The sequence below is a fragment of the Pseudooceanicola atlanticus genome (assembly GCF_000768315.1).
Taxonomy (GTDB): domain Bacteria; phylum Pseudomonadota; class Alphaproteobacteria; order Rhodobacterales; family Rhodobacteraceae; genus Pseudooceanicola; species Pseudooceanicola atlanticus.
In genome coordinates, this window is record NZ_AQQX01000001.1 from 645,934 (window position 1) to 664,430 (window position 18,497).

At 65.4% G+C, this 18,497-nt stretch carries 17 protein-coding genes; 5 read left to right on the forward strand and 12 right to left on the reverse strand.

Going from position 1 to position 18,497, the window contains the following annotated elements:
• The first annotated feature begins 5 nt into the window (after positions 1–5).
• Positions 6–1,271 carry a diaminopimelate decarboxylase gene (gene lysA / locus ATO9_RS03205; RefSeq protein WP_043744890.1) on the forward strand — a complete coding sequence of 422 codons (1,266 nt, stop codon included), beginning with the start codon at positions 6–8 and terminating at the stop codon, positions 1,269–1,271.
• A 31-nt stretch (positions 1,272–1,302) separates the two neighbouring features.
• Positions 1,303–3,942 carry a DUF4175 domain-containing protein gene (locus tag ATO9_RS03210; RefSeq protein WP_052418062.1) on the forward strand — a complete coding sequence of 880 codons (2,640 nt, stop codon included), beginning with the start codon at positions 1,303–1,305 and terminating at the stop codon, positions 3,940–3,942.
• A 62-nt stretch (positions 3,943–4,004) separates the two neighbouring features.
• On the opposite strand, the gene ATO9_RS03215 is transcribed toward ATO9_RS03210, so the two are convergent.
• Complete coding sequence (locus ATO9_RS03215; protein WP_043744892.1) at positions 4,005–4,943, reverse strand: zinc-ribbon domain-containing protein; 939 nt, start codon at positions 4,941–4,943, stop codon at positions 4,005–4,007.
• Positions 4,944–5,095: 152 nt separating this feature from the next.
• On the opposite strand from ATO9_RS03215, the gene ATO9_RS03220 reads away from it, so the two are divergent.
• The 3 genes from ATO9_RS03220 to ATO9_RS03230 are packed head-to-tail and all read left to right on the forward strand — an operon-like array spanning position 5,096 to position 7,421.
• A complete protein-coding gene (locus ATO9_RS03220) occupies positions 5,096–5,773 on the forward strand; it encodes a cell division ATP-binding protein FtsE (RefSeq protein ID WP_043745620.1) in 678 nt (225 codons plus the stop codon).
• A 17-nt stretch (positions 5,774–5,790) separates the two neighbouring features.
• Positions 5,791–6,672, forward strand: coding sequence for a cell division protein FtsX (locus ATO9_RS03225; RefSeq protein WP_043745622.1), 882 nt, complete (start codon positions 5,791–5,793; stop codon positions 6,670–6,672).
• Complete coding sequence (locus tag ATO9_RS03230) at positions 6,669–7,421, forward strand: lysophospholipid acyltransferase family protein (RefSeq protein WP_043744895.1); 753 nt, start codon at positions 6,669–6,671, stop codon at positions 7,419–7,421. Before ATO9_RS03225 ends, ATO9_RS03230 begins: the two co-directional genes overlap by 4 nt.
• Positions 7,422–7,581: 160 nt before the next feature.
• Here the strand turns inward: ATO9_RS03230 and lpdA are convergent, their stop codons facing one another.
• The 11 genes from lpdA to ATO9_RS03285 all read right to left on the reverse strand — a co-directional run bounded on the left by lpdA (position 7,582) and on the right by ATO9_RS03285 (position 18,457).
• Entirely contained in the window at positions 7,582–8,970 is a 1,389-nt protein-coding gene (lpdA, locus tag ATO9_RS03235) for a dihydrolipoyl dehydrogenase (protein ID WP_043744897.1), read from the reverse strand.
• 201 nt (positions 8,971–9,171) lie between these two features.
• Positions 9,172–9,558: an MAPEG family protein gene (locus ATO9_RS03240; protein ID WP_043744900.1), complete on the reverse strand. Its 387-nt coding sequence runs from the start codon at positions 9,556–9,558 to the stop codon at positions 9,172–9,174.
• A 42-nt stretch (positions 9,559–9,600) separates the two neighbouring features.
• Positions 9,601–9,870: a hypothetical protein gene (locus ATO9_RS03245; protein ID WP_043744902.1), complete on the reverse strand. Its 270-nt coding sequence runs from the start codon at positions 9,868–9,870 to the stop codon at positions 9,601–9,603.
• Between the two features lie 22 nt (positions 9,871–9,892).
• The gene (locus ATO9_RS03250; protein ID WP_043744904.1) at positions 9,893–10,279 is read right to left on the reverse strand and encodes an MAPEG family protein; all 387 of its coding nucleotides are present in this window, start codon (positions 10,277–10,279) and stop codon (positions 9,893–9,895) included.
• Positions 10,276–10,599: a hypothetical protein gene (locus ATO9_RS03255; protein WP_156127754.1), complete on the reverse strand. Its 324-nt coding sequence runs from the start codon at positions 10,597–10,599 to the stop codon at positions 10,276–10,278. Before ATO9_RS03255 ends, ATO9_RS03250 begins: the two co-directional genes overlap by 4 nt.
• A 54-nt stretch (positions 10,600–10,653) precedes the next feature.
• Positions 10,654–11,154 carry a hypothetical protein gene (locus ATO9_RS03260; RefSeq protein ID WP_043744909.1) on the reverse strand — a complete coding sequence of 167 codons (501 nt, stop codon included), beginning with the start codon at positions 11,152–11,154 and terminating at the stop codon, positions 10,654–10,656.
• Positions 11,155–11,172: 18 nt separating this feature from the next.
• Entirely contained in the window at positions 11,173–12,744 is a 1,572-nt protein-coding gene (gene odhB, locus ATO9_RS03265; RefSeq protein ID WP_043744912.1) for a 2-oxoglutarate dehydrogenase complex dihydrolipoyllysine-residue succinyltransferase, read from the reverse strand.
• 5 nt (positions 12,745–12,749) lie between these two features.
• Complete coding sequence (locus ATO9_RS03270; protein ID WP_043744915.1) at positions 12,750–15,725, reverse strand: 2-oxoglutarate dehydrogenase E1 component; 2,976 nt, start codon at positions 15,723–15,725, stop codon at positions 12,750–12,752.
• Positions 15,726–15,780: 55 nt separating this feature from the next.
• Positions 15,781–16,320, reverse strand: a complete 540-nt coding sequence (locus ATO9_RS03275) for a DUF805 domain-containing protein (protein ID WP_043744917.1) — start codon at positions 16,318–16,320, stop codon at positions 15,781–15,783.
• A 202-nt stretch (positions 16,321–16,522) separates the two neighbouring features.
• Complete coding sequence (gene sucD / locus ATO9_RS03280; protein WP_043744920.1) at positions 16,523–17,404, reverse strand: succinate--CoA ligase subunit alpha; 882 nt, start codon at positions 17,402–17,404, stop codon at positions 16,523–16,525.
• Positions 17,405–18,457 (reverse strand): sulfotransferase family protein, encoded by a 1,053-nt coding sequence (locus tag ATO9_RS03285; RefSeq protein ID WP_043744923.1) that lies wholly within the window; start codon positions 18,455–18,457, stop codon positions 17,405–17,407.
• Positions 18,458–18,497 lie beyond the last annotated feature (40 nt).

Here is an 18,497-nt window from a genome sequence, read left to right on the forward strand (position 1 = left end):
CCCTGATGGACCATTTCCTGTATCGTGACGGTGTGCTGCATGCCGAAGACGTGCCCGTGGCCGAAATCGCGGCCCAGGTCGGCACGCCGTTCTACCTGTATTCCACGGCAACCCTGACGCGCCATTTCACCCTGTTCGACGAGGCCCTGTCGGGCATGCCGCACATGGTGTGCTATGCGATGAAGGCAGCCTCGAACCAGGCGATCCTGAGGACGCTGGCCGATCTTGGCGCCGGCATGGACGTGGTGTCGGGCGGCGAATATGCCCGCGCCAGGGCGGCGGGCGTGCCGGGGGACCGGATCGTCTTTTCCGGCGTTGGCAAGACCGAAGAAGAGATGCGGATGGCGCTGGAGGGCGGCATTCGCCAGTTCAACCTGGAATCCGAACCCGAGATGGAACGGCTGAGCCGCATCGCGTCCTCGATGGGTGTCGAAGTGCCGGTGACGGTGCGGGTGAACCCCGATGTCGACGCCAAGACCCATGCCAAGATCGCCACCGGCAAGTCCGAGAACAAGTTCGGCATCCCGATCAGCCGCGCGAAAGAGGTCTATGCCCGGATCAAGGACCTGCCCGGCCTCAAGGCCGTCGGCATCGACGTGCATATCGGGTCGCAGCTGACCGACCTGGAGCCCTACCGGCAGGCCTTCCTCAAGGTCGGTGAGCTGACCGACGCGCTGCGCGCCGAGGGGCACGAGATCCAGCGCCTCGACCTGGGCGGGGGGCTGGGCATTCCCTATACCCGCTCGAACGAGGCGCCGCCGCTGCCTTCGCAATATGGCGACCTGATCCGGGAAACCCTGGGCGACAAGGGCTGCGAGATCGAGATCGAGCCGGGCCGCCTTGTTGCGGGCAATGCGGGCATCATGGTCAGCCGCGTGATCTATGTGAAATCGGGCGAGGGCAGGGATTTCCTGATCCTCGACGGGGCGATGAACGACCTGATCCGGCCCGCCATGTACGACGCGCACCACGATATCGTGCCGGTCGTCGAACCGGCGCCGGGCACCGAACAGCAGCCCTACGACATCGTCGGCCCGGTCTGCGAATCCGGCGATACCTTCGCCAAGCAGCGCATGATGCCGCCGCTGGCCGAGGGGGACCTCGTCGCCTTCCGCTCTGCCGGGGCCTATGGCGCTGTGATGAGCAGCGAATACAATACCCGTCCCCTGATCCCCGAAGTTTTGGTCAAAGGGGATCAATTCGCTGTCATCAGACCCCGGCCAAGCTTTGACGATATCATAAACCGCGATACCCTACCTTCATGGCTATAGGACGATCCCCGTCCCGGCCGTGAGGAGTGGTATGACCGACCGCCAAAGTATCAGCGACGCCTTCACAGACACATTGGCCCGCCTTTCCAGACCCTTGGCACTGACCCGTCTGGGCATGGTGGCCGAAGCACTGGCACGGGCTTTCTGGCCCTTCTGGTCGGTGGTGATTCTGACCCTCGGTCTGCTGATGCTGGGCGTGCAGGACATGGTCCGGGTCGAAATCGTCTGGGGTATCGGCGCCGTTCTGCTGATTTTGGCGGCAGGTTTCGCGATCCGCGGGGCGATGCGGTTCCGCTGGCCCTCGCGCGAGGCGGCGCTGGCGCGGCTGGACGCGTCGCTCAAGGGGCGGCCGCTTCAGACGCTGCGCGATGCGCAGGCGATCGGCGCGGGCGATATCGGGTCGGAATCCTTGTGGCAGGCACACCAGCGCCGCATGGCAGAGCGCGCGGCATCGGCCAGGGCGGTCGAACCTGACCTGCGTGTGTCGACCCGCGATGTCTTTGGCCTGCGCTTCATCGCGCTGACTGTCTTCATGGTCGCGGTGCTGTTCGGGTCGTTCTGGCGGGTCGGGTCGGTGTCCGACATGGCGCCGGGCGGGGCCGCTATGGCCGCTGGCCCGTCCTGGGAGGGCTGGATCGAACCGCCGCTCTATACCGGGTTGCCGGTGCTCTACCTTGCCGATCAGGACGGCACGTTCAACGTGCCAGAGGGCAGCAAGGCCACCCTGCGCCTTTACGGCGAGGTCGGCGCGCTGAGCGTCACGCAGGATGTCGGCCCCGCACAGGAAGACCCTGCCGCCCCCTCGCAAAGCTTCGAATTGCAGAACGACGGCACGATCGAGATCACCGGCCAGGGCGGTGAGACCTGGACGGTCAGCCTGTCGACCGACATGGCCCCCGATGTCGCCGTCGCCGGAGAGACCGAGGCCAGCCTGCGCGGTGAATTCAAGGTACCGTTCGAGGCAAGCGACGATTACGGCGTCGAGGGCGGCGAGGCGGTGATCTCGCTCGATCTGGATCGGATCGACCGGCGCTATGGCCTGGAAATCGACCCCGAACCGCGCCCCGATATCCGGCTGCCGCTGCCCCTGCCGATTGCCGGGGATCGAAGTGCCTTCGAGGAAGTGCTGGTCGAGAACCTGTCGGAACATCCCTGGGCCAACTTGCCGATCACCATCACCCTCTCCGCCCGCGATGCGGCCGATCAGGTGGGCATGGCAGCCCCATACGAAACGACGCTCAGCGCGCGCCGCTTCTTCGATCCGCTGGCCGCGACCCTGATAGAGATGCGCCGGGACCTGCTGTGGAACCGCGAAAACGACCGCCGGATCGTGCAGGTCCTCAAGGCCGTGTCGTGGGAACCCGAGGGGCTGTTCCGGTCCGATACCACCTATCTGCGCCTGCGGGTGCTGATGCGCCGGATGGATACCGTGTCGAAATACGGCGACCTGTCGGACGACCAGGTCGAGGAAATGGCCCAGGCGCTGTGGGACCTGGCCCTGCTGATCGAGGATGGCGATCTGGACGACGCCCGCGAACGCATGGCCCGCGCCCAGGAACGCCTGTCCGAGGCGATGAAGAACGGTGCCAGCGACGAGGAAATCGCCCGCCTGATGCAGGAACTGCGCGACGCGACGCAGGATTACATGCGCCAGCTGTCCCGCGAGGCCGCCGAACAGGGCCAGGACGGTCAGCAGATGACCTCCGAACAGATGGAAAACTCCATGCAGATGAACCAGAGCGATCTGCAGCGGATGATGGACCGCATCCAGGAACTGATGGAGCAGGGCCGCATGGCCGAGGCCGAACAGGCCCTCCAGGAGCTTCAGGAGCTGATGGAGAACATGCGCGTCACCCAAGGCCAGGGCGGCCAGCAGCAATCGCCCGGCCAGCAGGCGATGGAGGGGCTGTCGGAAACCCTGCGTGATCAGCAGGGCCTGTCCGACCAGGCGTTCCGCGATCTGCAGGAGCGGTTCAACCCGAACGGCCAGCAGGGTGAAGGCCAGCAGCAACAGGGCCAGAGCGGCAACCAGGGCCAGGGTCAGACCGGTCAGGGCGGCGAACAGCAGGGCCAGCAGCAAGGTCAGGGCCAGGGGCAGGGCACGATGCCCGGCCAGCAGCCCGGTCAGGGGCAGCCGCAGGGCCAGGCCCAGGGTGGCCAATCCGGCGGTGACATGCAGGGCGACCTCGCCGACCGCCAGCAGGCGCTGCGGGACGAACTGAACCGCCAGCGCGGCAACCTGCCCGGCATGAGCGGCGAGGCCGGAGAGGCCGCCCGCGACGCGCTGGACCGTGCCGAACGCGCCATGCGCGGCGCCGAAGAGGCATTGCGCGGCGACGACCTGGCCGAAGCGATCGACCGCCAGTCCGAAGCGATGGAGGCCCTCCGCGAGGGTCTGCGCAACATGGGCGAAGCGATGGCCGAGGAACAGCGCCGCCAGGCCGGGCAGCAGGGCCAGGCCGATGGCAATGCGGGCGGCGAACGCAACGATCCGCTGGGCCGGTCCTCGGGCAGCAATGGCGAGATGGGCAACCAGCGCGAGATGCTGCAGGGCGAAGACGTCTACCGCCGCGCGCTGGAACTGGAAGAGGAACTGCGCCGCCGGTCGGGCGAGGGCGACCGCCCCGAGATCGAGCGCGATTACCTCAAGCGGCTGCTGGAACGGTTCTGAGCCAAGCGTGAAGCCCCGCCCGGACTGGGCAGGGCGATCCGTTCATGCCGTGATGTGGTGCGTCAGTTGCCGGTGTCTTCCGGCGTTTCCGCCGACATCGCGTCCAGCTTTTCCGCCAGTGCCTGGGCATTCTCGTCCAGCCAGACCCGCCCGCGATTGACCATGTTCACATAGCTGGTCAGCGGCCCGGCCAGCGACGGCACGGATTGCGCAAGGCGTGGCGCCTGCAAATAGACAATCGCGCAGAGCACGATGGCCACGATGGCCATCAGGAACCCGCTGCGGAACCCGCGGCGACGTTCGGCCGGCACCTCCTCGTCCTCGACAAGGTCGCTGCTGCGCGGGCCATCGCCCTTGCGGCGCAGGGTGGAGTTGATCTCTTCGATATCCGGCAGAAGGTTGCGGCGCGACGACCCGGTCTCCTCGGGCGTATCGCTGTCGGCCTTGGGCCGGTCGGGTCGTTTCTGCTTGATCGGCGGTGACGGCGGGGTGGGGGCCGGCCGGTCGGGATCGCCCAGACCAAGCTCCGGCTGGCTTTCAAGGTTTTCTCCGGACCGCGCGCGATCCGCAAGCGCGGCCTCTTCGCGCAGGATCGACTGAACCGCCGGGTCCAGCGGACGCCGCGCCGGGCGCGTCGGCTGGGTCGCGGGCAGCGGGTCGTCCTCTTCCTCGTCGTAGTCATCGTCTTCGTCCCAATCCTCGCCCTCGGCGGGATCGTCGTCCTCTTCGTCCCACTCCTCGACCGGCTCGGGTTCGCCGTCATAGGGGTCCTCGACCTCCTCCGGTTCGTCCGGGGCGGGGGCGGGCGGCTCCTCCGGCGGGACCGGATCGGGAGAGACCATATCCTCGTCCAGCGTCTCGTCCTCGTCGGGCAAAGCGGCGGGATGTTGCTGGAACCACGTGTCCCCGCAATTGGAACATTGAACATCGCGCCCGGCCGTCGGAATGACCTCGTCGGGGACTTCGTATTCGGCGCCGCAATTGGGACAAGTCAGTCGCATGCTTCCTCCACCCACGCATTTGCCTGTCATGGCGCGGGATATGCGCCTATCTTGTATCCAGTTCAGGACAAAACGCAATCGCGGCCCATGCTCTGCCAATTGAAACCTGGCACGGCTTGGTGCAGAAACGGGCGGCGGAGCAGGGGACGATCGTGATCGAGCTAGAAAACGTGGCCTACAGCTATGGGGGCGGGGAGCTGCTGAGCAGTGTATCCCTCAAGCTCGCACCGGGGTCGTTCCACTTCCTGACCGGGCCGTCCGGCGCGGGCAAGACCACCTTCCTCAAGCTGTGCTACGGCGCGCTGGTCCCCACGGCAGGACAGGCGCGCCTGTTCGGCCAGGACGTGCGCGAGATGACCCGCGACGACATCGCCCTGGTGCGCCGCCGCATCGGCGTGGTGCACCAGGATTGCCAGTTCCTCGACCACCTTTCGATGGCGGAAAACGTGGCGCTGCCGCTGACCGTGTCGGGCCACGATCCCAATTCGGAACAGCAGAACCTGACCGAATTGCTGAACTGGTGCGGCCTGACCCCCCGTGCGAACGCGTTGCCCCCCGAATTGTCCGGCGGCGAACGCCAGCGCGCGGCCCTCGCTCGGGCGGTCATCATGTCGCCCGACGTGATCCTGGCCGATGAACCCACCGGCAACGTGGATTGGGAAATGTCGCAACGCCTGCTGCAACTGCTGGTGGAGCTGAACCGCATGGGCAAGACCGTGATGATCGCGACCCACGACCTGGGCCTGATCCGCGCCGCCAAGCAACATGTCCAGGCCCGCGTCCTGCGCATTTCCAACCGTCGCCTGCAACTCGCGGGGGCCGACCTGTGAGCCTGCGTGACCAGATCATGGCGCTCCTCTCGGGCGATGGATCGGCGGACCGGGTGGTCCCGCCCTCGGGCTTCACGGCGCATCTGACCCTGTTTGCCGCCGGCGTGATGACCTTCCTCGCCGTCTTCGCACTGGCCCTGTCGCTGGCCACCGGACGGCTGGCGGATCGCTGGGGCGACGAGCTGGCCCGCGCCTCCACCATCCGCATCTCCGCCCCGCCGGACCAGATCCAGGCCCAGACCGAAGCCGCGCTGCGCGTGCTTGACACGACCGAGGGCGTCTCCTCCGCCCGCGCACTCACCACGGATGAACAGCGCTCCCTGCTGGCGCCTTGGTTCGGCGCCAACGTCCCGGTGGAGGCGCTCCCGATCCCGCAACTGATCGAGGTGATCGAGACCTCGGACGGCTTCGATTCCGCCGGCCTGCGCCTGCGCCTTTCGGCCGAAGCCCCGGGCGCCGTTCTGGACGACCATACCCGCTGGCGCCGCCCTCTTGTCGCGGCGGCCAACCGGCTGCGCGCGCTCGGTTTCCTGTCGATCCTGCTGATCGGCGGCGCCATGGCCGCGATGATCACCCTGGCCGCCAATGCCGCCCTTGCGGCCAATGCCCAGGTGATCGAAGTGCTGCGCCTCGTCGGTGCAGAGGACCGCTACATCGCCCGCGCCTTCGTGCGCCGCTTCACCCTGCGCACGGCCACCGGCGCACTCGTGGGCATGCTGCTGGGGATCGTCGCAATCCTCTTCCTGCCATCCGCGCAGGAAGAAGGCGGGTTCCTCACCGGGCTGGGCTTCCAGGGCGGGCAATGGCTCTGGCCGATCCTGCTGCCGCCGGTCGCCGCCCTCGTGGCCTTCCTCGCCACCCGCCGCGCCGCCCTGCGCGTGCTGGGAGACCTGACATGATCCAATACCTGCGCTCCCTGGTCTTCGTCGGCCAGATGTACCTGGCGATGCTCGTCTACGCGATCCTCTACACCCCCTTCGCGATCTTCTCGCGGCAGGCGGCCTACAACGCGGTGCGGGCCTATTCCAAATATGTCCGCTGGTCCGCCCGCTGGATGGTCGGCATCCGCACCGAGGTGCGCGGAGACATCCCGGATGGCGAGGTCGTCATCGCTTCCAAACACCAGAGCTTTCTCGACATCATCATGATCGTGAGCGTGGTCAAGCGCCCGAAATTCATCATGAAATCCAGCCTGCGCTACGCCCCGATCCTAGGCTGGTACGCGCTGCGCATCGGCTGTGTCCCCGTGGATCGCGGCCGCCGGGCCGAGGCGATGCGCCAGATGATGAAGGGCGTGACCGCGGGCGATGCGCCGGCGGGCCAGCTGATCATCTATCCCCAGGGCACCCGCGTCGCACCGGGCGTCAGCATGCCCTACAAGATGGGCACCGCGATCATCTACGAGGAAACTGGCCAAACCTGTATCCCCGCCGCGACCAATGTGGGCCTGCTCTGGCCGCGCACAGGGATCAGGCGCAAGCCCGGCCTCGCGGTTGTCGAATTCCTGCCGCCGATCGAACCGGGCCGGGAACGGTTCGACTTCATGACCGAACTTGAGGACCGGATCGAAACCGCCTCCAACCGCCTGCTCGCCGAAGGCGGCATGCCCATCGATACGCGCCCCGCACAGGCCGACAAGGCCTCCTGAGCGCCGCGCCCTCCGCATTCCCCCTTTCCCTTCACCTTGCGAAAATACTCCCGCCGGAGGCAAACCCGAGGCGGATTTCCTGCTTGCGGGAAATCCAACGAGTAGAAAGACTTGCGCCGCCCCGAAGGGCGGCGCTCAATTGGGTCACGGGCGGGTCGGCTCAGGCGTGGATCGGGCCGTCGCCACAGGCCAGTGCGGCCTCGCGCACCGCTTCGGAATAGGTCGGGTGGGCGTGGCAGGTCAGGGCCAGGTCCTGCGCCGACGCGCCGAACTCCATCGCCACGCAGACCTCGTGGATCAGGTCGCCCGCGGACGGCCCCACGATATGCGCACCGAGGATCCGGTCGGTTTCCTTGTCGACCAGGATCTTGACGAACCCCTCGGCGGCGAAGATTGCCTTGGCGCGGGCATTGCCCATGAAGGGGAACTTGCCGGCCTTGTAGGCACGGCCTTCGTCCTTCAGCTGCTCTTCGGTCTTGCCGACCGAGGCGACCTCGGGATGGGTGTAGATCACCGACGGGATCACGCCGTAATTCACGTGGCCATGCTTGCCGCCGATGATGTCGGACACGGCATAGCCCTCGTCCTCGGCCTTGTGGGCCAGCATCGGGCCGGTGATCGCGTCGCCGATCGCGTAGATCCCCTTGATATTGGTCGAGAAATGATCGTCGGTCTTGATCTGACCGCGCTCGGTCATCTCGACGCCCAGCTCCGACAGGCCCAGCCCGTCGGTATAGGGTTTGCGGCCGGTGGCGATCAGGACGACATCGGCTTCAAGGGTGGATTCGCTGTCATCCTTGCGCGACTTGTAGGTCAGCTTGGCCTTGGTCTTGGTCGTTTCGACGGATTGCACGGCGGAGTTCAGGATGAACTCCATCCCCTGTTTCTTGAGGATTTTCTGAAGGTTGCGCTGAACCTCCTTGTCCATGCCGGGGGTGATGTGGTCGAGGAATTCCACCACGGTCACCTCTGTGCCGAGGCGGGCATAGACCGACCCCATCTCGAGCCCGATGACGCCGGCGCCGACGACGATCATCTTCTTGGGGATCTTGTTCAGGGCCAGCGCGCCGGTGGAGGACACGACGATTTTCTCGTCGATCTCGATCCCCGGTAGGGAGGCGGGCTCGGAGCCCGTCGCGACGATGATGTTCTTGGCCTCGTGGACCTCGTCACCGACCTTGACCTTGCCGGCCTCGGGGATGGAGCCCCAGCCCTTGAGCCAGTCTATCTTGTTCTTCTTGAACAGGAATTCGATGCCGCCGGTGTTCTGGCTGACGACCGTATCCTTGTATTCCTGCATCACCTTCCAGTCGACGGAGGGCGATTTGCCCTTCAGGCCCATGGTGACGAAATTGTGCTCGGCCTCGTGCAGCTGGTGGGTGGCGTGAAGCAGCGCCTTGGACGGGATGCAGCCCACGTTCAGGCAGGTCCCGCCGAGGGTCTCACGGCCCTCCACGCAGGCGGTTTTCAGGCCGAGTTGGGAGCAGCGGATCGCGGCAAGGTAGCCGCCCGGGCCTGCGCCGATCACGATTACGTCGTAGGAAGCCATTCGGGTTCTCCTGTGTCGTTTGGCGACGTCGGTATCACGTCGGTATTACGTCGGTATTTCGTCGGTGTCACGCCGGTAGGCCGGAAAACCCGGTCGAAAGTGACGCCGGGGCCGTTCCGTGCCGTATGGCGCGCGCCACGGCCCGCCGGACGGGCAGGCCGTGGCGTGTGCCAAGCGGGATATCGCGGCAGAGGAAGGGGATCAGATCAGGGCGGCCAGCAGCATCAGCGTCGTCGCGACCAGCCCGGCCAGCCAGATGAAGGACCGCCAGGGCACCCAGCCGAAGACATAGGCCGGGATGTAGAGGATACGCGCCAGCAGGTAGAGCCAGGCCATCGCGACGGTGAACCCGGTCGACCCGGCATGGGCGGTGACGAGGGCGGCGATGGCAAAAAGCGGTAGCGCCTCGAAATGGTTGTTCATGGCGCGGTGGATGCGCCCGGCCTTGCCGGTCAGCTCGATCTTCTGGTCGCGGGGTTTCAGCGCGGCCTTGGTCCCGGCCTGGGCCTGGCCCGCGACGGAATAGAGCGCGATCTGCCCCACCTGGAGCAGCGCGGCGAGGCAGAGGACGATAAGTTCCGGGGTCATGGGATCGCTTTCCTGAAATGGATGTCGTAAATGATGCGTGCGTCAGGCGGTGCGCAGGAAATGCGCCTGGCTGCCGGTGACGGCGGCGGTCGGGCCGTGGGTATCGGCCACGGCGCGTTTCAGCCAGCCATCGGCCTTGCCGCGGTCATTGACCTCGAACAGGATCCACAGGCGGGTGGTGTCATCCGCATCCTCCCACATCTGCAGGCGGGTCAGGCCGGCATTCTGCTGGTCTTCCGCATCGTCCATCAGCGCCTGGCGCGTGGTCTTCAGGTCGTCGCTGTCGAGTCGGCAAAGCAATTGCAGGGCCATCCTGTCCCTCCTACGGACGTGATCAGATCGCGAGGAGGTACAGCCAGAAGGTCATGGCGAACCCCACCAACCAGACGATAGTGCGCAGGTAGGCGATGCCAAGCGCGTAGACGACCGAATAGGCGATCCGGGCCAGCAGGAAGATCCAGGCGGCGGTCGAGGCGGCGGCGGGCGGTTCGGGCTGGATCGCGCAGATCAGCACGGCGGGCGCGAACAGCGCCATGGCGACCACGGAATTGGCCTGGGCGCGGTCCAGCCGTCCGGGCATGCCGGTCAGCGACGGCAGCGCCTCCCTGTTGCCCATGAGCTGGGTCAGTTCGAGTTTCTGACCGGCGGCCATGACCTGCGCCAGGATGGTGATCAGACAGACAAGGCCGTAGAGGGCCAGCGGGGTGGTGAGGGCAGTCATCGGTGAGGGTCCTTCTCTGCTTGGGTCCCGCGAAAGCGCTGGCTGGTGCGCCTGTAGGCGACGGCGGGGGCGCGGCGGTGCCTGGTCCTGAGATAGAGGGCAATGCCCAGAGAAAGGATGGCATAGAGCCCCCACACAATCCAGAGCCACGGAGGGCTGCCCTGCCATTCGACAAGGAACCAGGCCAGCACGGCAAGGGCCAGCGCACGGGCGGCCCAGTTGGAGATCAGGCGGGAGGGGGAGGCTACTTCGTTGCGCAGGGCGGCGGCTTCGGTATCGAGCAGGTGGCGGAGGCGGTCGCGGGGCGTGAGAGACATCATCGGGCCTTTGCTGTGGCAGGGCCCGGAAGTCACGTATCCGGTGGAGGATTGGTTTCAGCTGTCGCCCGACTGCGTGGTTTCGTAATCCCGCAGCAGCGCGGTTGCGCGGTCCCTCTGGTCGGGGGTGAACAGGCCGCCGGTCGTGTCGGCGAGGTAGCCCGAGATCAGCCGCGCCTCGTCATCGTCCCGGATCAGGCCGCGGCGCAGCACCTGGCGGGCGACGCGGCGTGGATCCCCGGCATCCGTCAGCAGGGCCCGCCCGGTCCGGTCGCGGTATCGCCGGGCCATTTCGGCACCCACCGGGTCGCGGTGAGGATCGCCGAATTGGGGGTGGCCCACCAGATCCGAAAGCCCCGCACGGAGACCGGCGAGGATTTCCGACGGGGTGGCGCGACCCTGTTCGATCGCGGAGACCATGTTTTCGCGGGTAATGACGAGATGACGGTCCGCCTGCCAGCGCGGGTCGATCTCGCATAAAATGTCCATCGCCGTTTCGAACGTGTCGGAAAGGCGATGGACCTCTTCAATCAGATCCTGCCGGGAGCGGCGGGCCATTCTGCGTGCGGCGACGGATCAGAGATCCATCAGCAGGCGGCGCGGATCCTCGAGCGCCTCTTTCACGCGGACCAGGAAGGTCACGGCGCCCTTGCCGTCGACGATGCGGTGATCGTAGGACAGTGCCAGGTACATCATCGGGCGGATCTTGATCTCGCCATCGACGACCATGGGACGGTCCTGGATCTTGTGCATGCCGAGGATACCCGATTGCGGGGGGTTCAGGATCGGCGAGGACATCAGCGAGCCGTAGACACCACCGTTGGAGATGGTGAAGGTGCCGCCCTGCATTTCCGCCATCGACAGCTTGCCGTCACGGGCGCGGGCGCCCTTTTCGGCGATCGCCTTTTCGATTTCGGCGAAGGACATGCTGTCGACGTCGCGGATCACCGGAACGACGAGGCCCTGGGGCGTGCCGGCGGCGATGCCCATGTGGACGAAGTTCTTGTAGACCACGTCGGTGCCGTCGATTTCGGCGTTGACCTCGGGGACCTCTTTCAGGGCGTGGCAGCAGGCCTTGGTGAAGAAGGACATGAAGCCGATGCGGACGCCATGCTTCTTCTCGAACTCGGCCTTGTACTGGTTCCGCAGGGCCATGACCTCGGTCATGTCGACCTCGTTGTAGGTCGTCAGCATCGCGGCGGTGTTCTGCGCGTCCTTCAGGCGGCGGGCGATGGTCTGGCGCAGGCGGGTCATCTTGACCCGTTCCTCGCGATCCGCATCGGCAGCGGGCGAGGGGGCGCGCTGCGGCTGGGACGCGGCCGGAGCGGAGGAGGACGCGGATTGCGCGGCCGACACGGCCTTGGCCACGTCTTCCTTCATCACGCGGCCGTCGCGGCCGGTGCCGGTGACCTGGTCACGGGAGATCCCGGCCTCCGCCATCGCCTTCTTGGCCGAGGGCGCATCTTCGACATCGGTGCGAGTGCCCTGGCCTGCGGGCGGGGTGTCGTAGGCTTCGCCCTTGGCGCCCTCTTCCTGCACGGGGGCGTCGGAGGAGGAGGAGGAGGACGACGCGGCGCCGCCGGAGCCCGAAGACATCTCGGCCAGCTGGCCGCCGGCCTCGACGGTTTCGCCTTCGCCCTTGAGGATCTTGGTCAGGGTGCCGGCCTGAGGCGCGGGCACCTCGACGGAGACCTTGTCGGTTTCCAGCTCGCACAGCATCTCGTCGGCCTCGACGCTGTCGCCTTCCTTCTTGAACCAGGTGGCGACGGTCGCCTCGGTCACGGATTCACCCAGGGTGGGGACCATGACCTCAACGGTTTTGCCTTCGGACCCGCCATTGGCCGGTGCGTCGGCCTCGGTTTCCTTGGTTTCCTTGTCGCGCGGCTTGGTCTCTTCGGGGCCGGCGCTGCCGGATTCCGAGATATTGCCGAGCAGGGCATCGACGCCCACGGTTTCACCTTCCTCGGCGACGATGTCGGACAGCGTGCCAGCGGCGGGCGAGGGGACCTCGACCGTTACCTTGTCGGTTTCCAGCTCGCACAGCATTTCGTCCACGGCGACGGTGTCACCGGGTTTCTTGAACCAGGTGGCGACGGTGGCCTCGGTGACGCTTTCGCCGAGGGTGGGCACACGAATTTCGGTGGTCATGGGTCTTATTTCCCTTCGATGGTCAGCGCCTCGTCAACGAGGGCGGCTTGTTGGGCTTTGTGCTGGGCGGCGAGGCCGGTGGCCGGGGAGGCCGTGGCGACGCGGCCCGTATAGACGGGGCGCGGATGCTTTGCCTTGATGCGGCCGAGCACCCATTCGATGTTGGGTTCGATGAACGTCCAGGCGCCCTGGTTCTTGGGTTCTTCCTGGCACCAGACCATTTCGGCCTGCTTGAACCGTTCCAGTTCCTTCACCAGTGAAATCGCGGGGAAGGGATAGAATTGTTCGATCCGCAGCAGGTAGATGTCGTCGATGCCGCGCTTGTCGCGTTCCTCGAGCAGGTCGAAATAGACCTTGCCGGAGCACATGACGACGCGCTTGATCTTCTTGTCGTCGACCAGTTTGGTTTCCGACCGGGCCTTGCCGTATTGCGCATCGGCATCGTCCCACAGCACGCGGTGGAAGCTGGAGCCGGTGGTGAATTCGTCGGCATCCGACACGGCCAGCTTGTGGCGCAGCAGGGATTTCGGCGTCATCAGGATCAGCGGCTTGCGGAAGGACCGGTGCAGCTGGCGGCGCAGGATGTGGAAGTAGTTGGCGGGCGTGGTGCAGTTCGCCACGATCCAGTTGTCCTGACCACATTGCTGCAGGAAGCGTTCCAGGCGGGCGGAGGAGTGTTCCGGACCCTGGCCTTCGTAGCCATGCGGCAGCAGGCAGACGAGGCCCGACATCCGCAGCCACTTGGATTCACCCGAGCTGATGAACTGGTCGAACATGATCTGCGCGCCGTTGGCGAAATCGCCGAACTGCGCTTCCCACAGGGTCAGGGCGTTCGGTTCGGCCAGCGAGTAGCCATATTCGAAGCCCAGCACCGCGTATTCCGAGAGCATCGAGTCGATGACCTCGTAATGGGACTGGCCCTCGCGGATGTTGTTCAGCGGGTAGTAGCGCTCCTCGGTCTCCTGGTTGACCAGGCCGGAATGCCGCTGGGAGAACGTGCCGCGGGTGGAATCCTGGCCCGCCAGGCGAACCGGGTAGCCCTCGGTCAGGAGCGACCCGAAGGCCAGCGCCTCGCCGGTGGCCCAGTCGAAGCCTTCGCCGGTTTCGAACATCTTGCGCTTGCTTTCCAGCAGGCGGTCGACGGTCTTGTGCGTGGCAAAGCCCTCGGGCGCGGTGGTCAGCGCCTTGCCGATCTCGTCGAAAGTTTCCTTGGCGATGGCGGTTTCGCCACGCTGGTAATCGTCCTTCTCGCGGTCGAGGTGAGACCAGCGCCCGTCCAGCCAGTCGGCCTTGTTGGGCTTGTATTCCTTGCCGGCCTCGAATTCGTCGTTGAGGTAGGACTGGAAGGACGCCTTCATGTCCTCGATCTCGCCCTCGGGGATCAGGCCGTCCTTGACCAGCCGTTCCGTGTAGAGGTTGAGCGTCGTCTTGTGGCCCTTGATGTTCTTGTACATCAGCGGGTTGGTGAACATCGGCTCGTCGCCTTCGTTGTGACCGAAGCGGCGGTAGCAGAAGATGTCGATGACCACGTCCTTGTGGAACTTCTGGCGGAATTCGGTCGCGACCTTGGCGGCGTGCACCACGGCTTCGGGATCGTCGCCGTTGACGTGGAAGATCGGCGCCTCGACCATCATGGCGATGTCGGTCGGGTAGGGGCTGGAGCGCGAGAAATGCGGCGCGGTGGTAAAGCCGATCTGGTTGTTCACCACGATATGGATCGTGCCGCCGGTGCGGTGACCGCGCAGGCCCGACAGGCCGAAGCATTCCGCGACGACGCCCTGGCCCGCAAAGGCCGCGTCGCCGTGCAGCAAGATCGGCATCACCTTGGTACGGTCGCTGTCGTTCAGCTGGTCCTGCTTGGCGCGGGCCTTGCCGATGACGACCGGGTTCACCGCCTCGAGGTGCGAGGGGTTGGCAGTCAGCGACAGGTGCACCTCGTTGCCGTCGAATTCGCGGTCCGAGGACGCGCCGAGGTGGTATTTCACGTCGCCCGATCCGTCGACATCCTCGGGCTTGAAGGACCCGCCCTGGAATTCGTTGAAGATCGCGCGGTAGGGCTTGTTCATCACGTTGGCCAGCACCGACAGGCGGCCACGGTGGGGCATGCCGATGACGATTTCCTCGACGCCGAGGTTGCCGCCCCGCTTGATGATCTGTTCCATCGCCGGGATCAGGGCCTCACCGCCATCGAGACCGAAGCGCTTGGTGCCCATGTACTTGACGTGCAAAAACTTTTCGAAGCCTTCGGCCTCGACCAGCTTGTTCAGGATGGCCTTGCGGCCTTCGCGGGTGAACTTGATTTCCTTGCCGAACCCCTCGATCCGCTCTTTCAGCCAGCCGGCCTCTTCGGCGTTCGAGATGTGCATGTATTGCAGGGCGAAGGTGCCGCAATAGGTGCGCTTCACGATGTCCACGATCTGGCGCATGGAGGCGATTTCAAGCCCCAGCACGTTGTCGAGGAAGATCGGGCGATCCATGTCCTGTTCGGTGAAGCCGTAGGATTTCGGCTCCAGCTCGGGATGGTTGGTTTCGTCGCGCATCCCCAACGGATCGAGATCGGCGGCCAGGTGACCCCGGATCCGGTAGGCGCGGATCAGCATGAGGGCACGGACGGAATCGAGCACCGCCTGTTTCACCGCCTCGTCCGAGACCTTGATTTCCTTCTCGGCCGCCTTGGCCTTGATCTTGTCGCCGGCGCCCCGCGCCTCTTCGGGGGCGACGGGCCACATGCCGTCCAGCGCCGCGGTCAGCTCGTCCGTCGGCTGCGGCGGCCAGTCGGCGCGCGCCCAGGAGGGGCCAGCGGCCTCGGCCTTGGCGTCCTGTTCGGCATCGCCCAACTGTTTGAAGAACTCGGCCCAGGCATCATCGACCGAAGCCGGGTCGTTGGCCCAGCGGGCCTGAAGCTGTTCGAGATATTCCGCGTTGTGCCCCTGCATGAAGCTGGAAGCGTGGAAGACGTCGTTGGGGCTTTGTTCGGTCATGACGAGACCTCATGGGGGTTGGGGGTGGCGATGGACATAGGCGTGGTAACTAGGGTCATGATGTGGCCCCGCCAGTTTTCGCGGGCGGCGGGCCCCATTGGTTGGTTTCGGGCTGGGTCGGCCGGGTCAGCCACCAGATGACGATCAGCGGAGAGATCACCGCGACCACGACGGCGACGGCCATGACGATGCCGAAGAGACCGACAAAGGCGGCGGCGAAATCGCCCGACAGCAGCGCCTCTCCGGCGCCGATGAAGGTGGCGAAGGTTCCGATGCCGACCATCACGATCAGCGGATAGAGCAGGTAGAGCCCGGAGCGGCCGGTATCATGCATGCGTCGCCAGCCGGCGGCGAGCAGCGGCAGCAGCGTGGCGAGCGAGAACAGCGAGGAGATCGGGCCGTCGCTTGTCGCCTCGACCCGGCCGGGGGCGGTTTCGACGGAGACGGTGCCGAACAGCATCCCGTCAAGGACGCTGGCGACCATTCCGCCGAGGAAAAGGAACAGGATGAACCACCAGTATTCGGGGCGCGAGGCGCGGCCCGAGAAGGTGACATATTTGCGCAGGCAGGTGCGGATCGCATCCGTGAAGCTCATGCACGTGGCCTCGCGATCGGGGACAGGCCCGCCGGGCACGCAAGACCCCATGGCCCGGAGACGGGCAGGGCGGAAAGCGGCGCGGTTGGATGGCGGAACGCCATGGGGATGTCCTTTGTTTCGGGCCCCTTGCGGGCGGGACCCCTTCTAGCGGTCCGGGCGGCGCACCGCCCGTGACCTTGTCCTGGATGGCCCTGGGGCCTTAGCCGATGGCCTTCAGCACGGCCTCGCCCAGCCCGGCGGGGCTGTCGGCGACAACGATACCGGCGGATTTCATCGCCTCGATCTTGTCCTCGGCGCCGCCCTTGCCACCGGCGACGATCGCGCCCGCGTGGCCCATGCGGCGGCCCGGAGGCGCCGTGCGGCCGGCGATGAAGCCAGCGGTCGGCTTCCACCGGCCCTTCTTCTTCTCGTCGGCGAGGAACTGAGCGGCCTCTTCCTCGGCGGAGCCGCCGATTTCACCGATCATGATGATCGACTGGGTTTCCTCGTCGGCCAGGAACATTTCCAGCACTTCGAGGTGCTCGGTGCCCTTGATCGGGTCGCCGCCGATGCCGACAGCGGAGGACTGGCCCAGACCCGCATCGGAGGTCTGCTTGACCGCCTCGTAGGTCAGGGTGCCCGAACGCGACACCACGCCCACGGACCCACGCTTGTGGATGTGGCCCGGCATGATGCCGATCTTGCAGGCGTCCGGCGTGATGACACCGGGGCAGTTCGGGCCGATCAGGCGCGACTTGGAGTTCTTCAGCGCTGCCTTGACCTTCATCATGTCGAGGACCGGGATCCCCTCGGTGATGCAGACGATCAGCTCCATCTCGGCGTCGATCGCTTCGAGGATCGAGTCGGCCGCGAAGGGCGGGGGCACGTAGATGACCGAGGCGTTGGCTTCGGTCACGTGCTTGGCTTCGTGCACGGAGTTGAAGACCGGCAGGTCAAGGTGCGTGGTGCCGCCCTTGCCGGGCGTGACGCCGCCGACCATCTTGGTGCCGTAGGCAATGGCTTGTTCGGTGTGAAAGGTCCCCTGCGAGCCGGTGAGGCCCTGGCAGATGACTTTGGTGTTTTCGTCTACAAGGACTGCCATTTAACGTTCCTGCTGTATTGAGGTGGATTGGGTGGGAGCGCCGCTTGCCGAAAAGAGGAAGGGGCGCTCCGGGAAATATTTGTTTCTTAGCTTAGCCAATTGATCGGCGTTCTTTTCGTCGATGAGGCGGCGTTGGTCCACCGAGAGGCGAAGCTTCTTGCGATTGGCAAAGGCACGGATGAACCAGCGACGCGGGTTCGTTTGGTAAGGCCGTTTTCGGAGACGGCGCTGTATCCGGTTGACTTGCAGCAACGCCTTTGCCTCACCTTGCGAGAGAGAGGCGTTGCGATCCACGACGGTGCTGTATTGTGACCGGTCCAGCCCCGCGACGTCACAGAAATCCGCAACAATATCGCCTTCGGGCATGACGGCCCGATCGTAGAGCCGAATTTGGACACGATCCTTGCCGATCGTATCGGACCAGAGATTGGCCCGCCGAAACAACCCGGCCGCAGCATGTTTCGATACGTATTCATCCAAGGTCTGCACTCCGCCGGAGCGCAGGGATTGTACGTAGCGGCTGAGGATCCAATCACCCGGTTCACGCAGGTAAAGCACGTAGACAACGGTTCCGAAGATACCGGAGAAAAGCTGATCCAGCTTTTCGATCTGAGCGCGGCTGTTAAGCCAGCCCCCAATATATTCGGAAGACAGGATAACCCCATCATAGGGTTGCTCTGCAATCATCTTGCCAAGTTGCCGCAGCGTTTCATCGCAATAGGCGGCCTGGTCGTCCAAGGATTTGATCCCGAGATGGCGCCGGAACGTGCCGCGAGGCGGCATACGTTCGCTGAGATGAAAGCCGAACAATCCGAGCGCCAGCTGTTGCTGCATCGCCTTGCCATTCTGCCGCTTGAATTGAGGAAAGAGAATCCCCTGCTTCGCCAGCTTGTCGGCGTTGGCATGCAGCCATTCCTGCAGCGTGGTTGTACCGGTTTTTTGCATCCCGATATGGATCAGCGCGTCAGGACGAACCGCGGGCACTTGGGTGCCTGCGACCTTTGGATCGTCCTGATGATGCGTTTCTGCCATATCCTGCGTTGCAACGGTCATGCCGGTCTGCCCCGCCCTTGGAAGACGCGCGCAAGCACAC

What these genes read in the sequence shown, in the direction of transcription:
- lysA (WP_043744890.1), top strand. Translation starts at nt 6, where the DNA reads ATGGACCATTTCCTGTATCGTGACGGTGTGCTGCATGCCGAAGACGTG.
- ATO9_RS03210 (WP_052418062.1), top strand. Translation starts at nt 1,303, where the DNA reads ATGACCGACCGCCAAAGTATCAGCGACGCCTTCACAGACACATTGGCC.
- ATO9_RS03215 (WP_043744892.1), bottom strand. Translation starts at nt 4,943, where the DNA reads ATGCGACTGACTTGTCCCAATTGCGGCGCCGAATACGAAGTCCCCGAC.
- ATO9_RS03225 (WP_043745622.1), top strand. Translation starts at nt 5,791, where the DNA reads ATGGCGCTCCTCTCGGGCGATGGATCGGCGGACCGGGTGGTCCCGCCC.
- ATO9_RS03230 (WP_043744895.1), top strand. Translation starts at nt 6,669, where the DNA reads ATGATCCAATACCTGCGCTCCCTGGTCTTCGTCGGCCAGATGTACCTG.
- lpdA (WP_043744897.1), bottom strand. Translation starts at nt 8,970, where the DNA reads ATGGCTTCCTACGACGTAATCGTGATCGGCGCAGGCCCGGGCGGCTAC.
- ATO9_RS03240 (WP_043744900.1), bottom strand. Translation starts at nt 9,558, where the DNA reads ATGACCCCGGAACTTATCGTCCTCTGCCTCGCCGCGCTGCTCCAGGTG.
- ATO9_RS03245 (WP_043744902.1), bottom strand. Translation starts at nt 9,870, where the DNA reads ATGGCCCTGCAATTGCTTTGCCGACTCGACAGCGACGACCTGAAGACC.
- ATO9_RS03250 (WP_043744904.1), bottom strand. Translation starts at nt 10,279, where the DNA reads ATGACTGCCCTCACCACCCCGCTGGCCCTCTACGGCCTTGTCTGTCTG.
- ATO9_RS03255 (WP_156127754.1), bottom strand. Translation starts at nt 10,599, where the DNA reads ATGATGTCTCTCACGCCCCGCGACCGCCTCCGCCACCTGCTCGATACC.
- ATO9_RS03260 (WP_043744909.1), bottom strand. Translation starts at nt 11,154, where the DNA reads ATGGCCCGCCGCTCCCGGCAGGATCTGATTGAAGAGGTCCATCGCCTT.
- odhB (WP_043744912.1), bottom strand. Translation starts at nt 12,744, where the DNA reads ATGACCACCGAAATTCGTGTGCCCACCCTCGGCGAAAGCGTCACCGAG.
- ATO9_RS03270 (WP_043744915.1), bottom strand. Translation starts at nt 15,725, where the DNA reads ATGACCGAACAAAGCCCCAACGACGTCTTCCACGCTTCCAGCTTCATG.
- ATO9_RS03275 (WP_043744917.1), bottom strand. Translation starts at nt 16,320, where the DNA reads ATGAGCTTCACGGATGCGATCCGCACCTGCCTGCGCAAATATGTCACC.
- sucD (WP_043744920.1), bottom strand. Translation starts at nt 17,404, where the DNA reads ATGGCAGTCCTTGTAGACGAAAACACCAAAGTCATCTGCCAGGGCCTC.
- ATO9_RS03285 (WP_043744923.1), bottom strand. Translation starts at nt 18,457, where the DNA reads ATGACCGTTGCAACGCAGGATATGGCAGAAACGCATCATCAGGACGAT.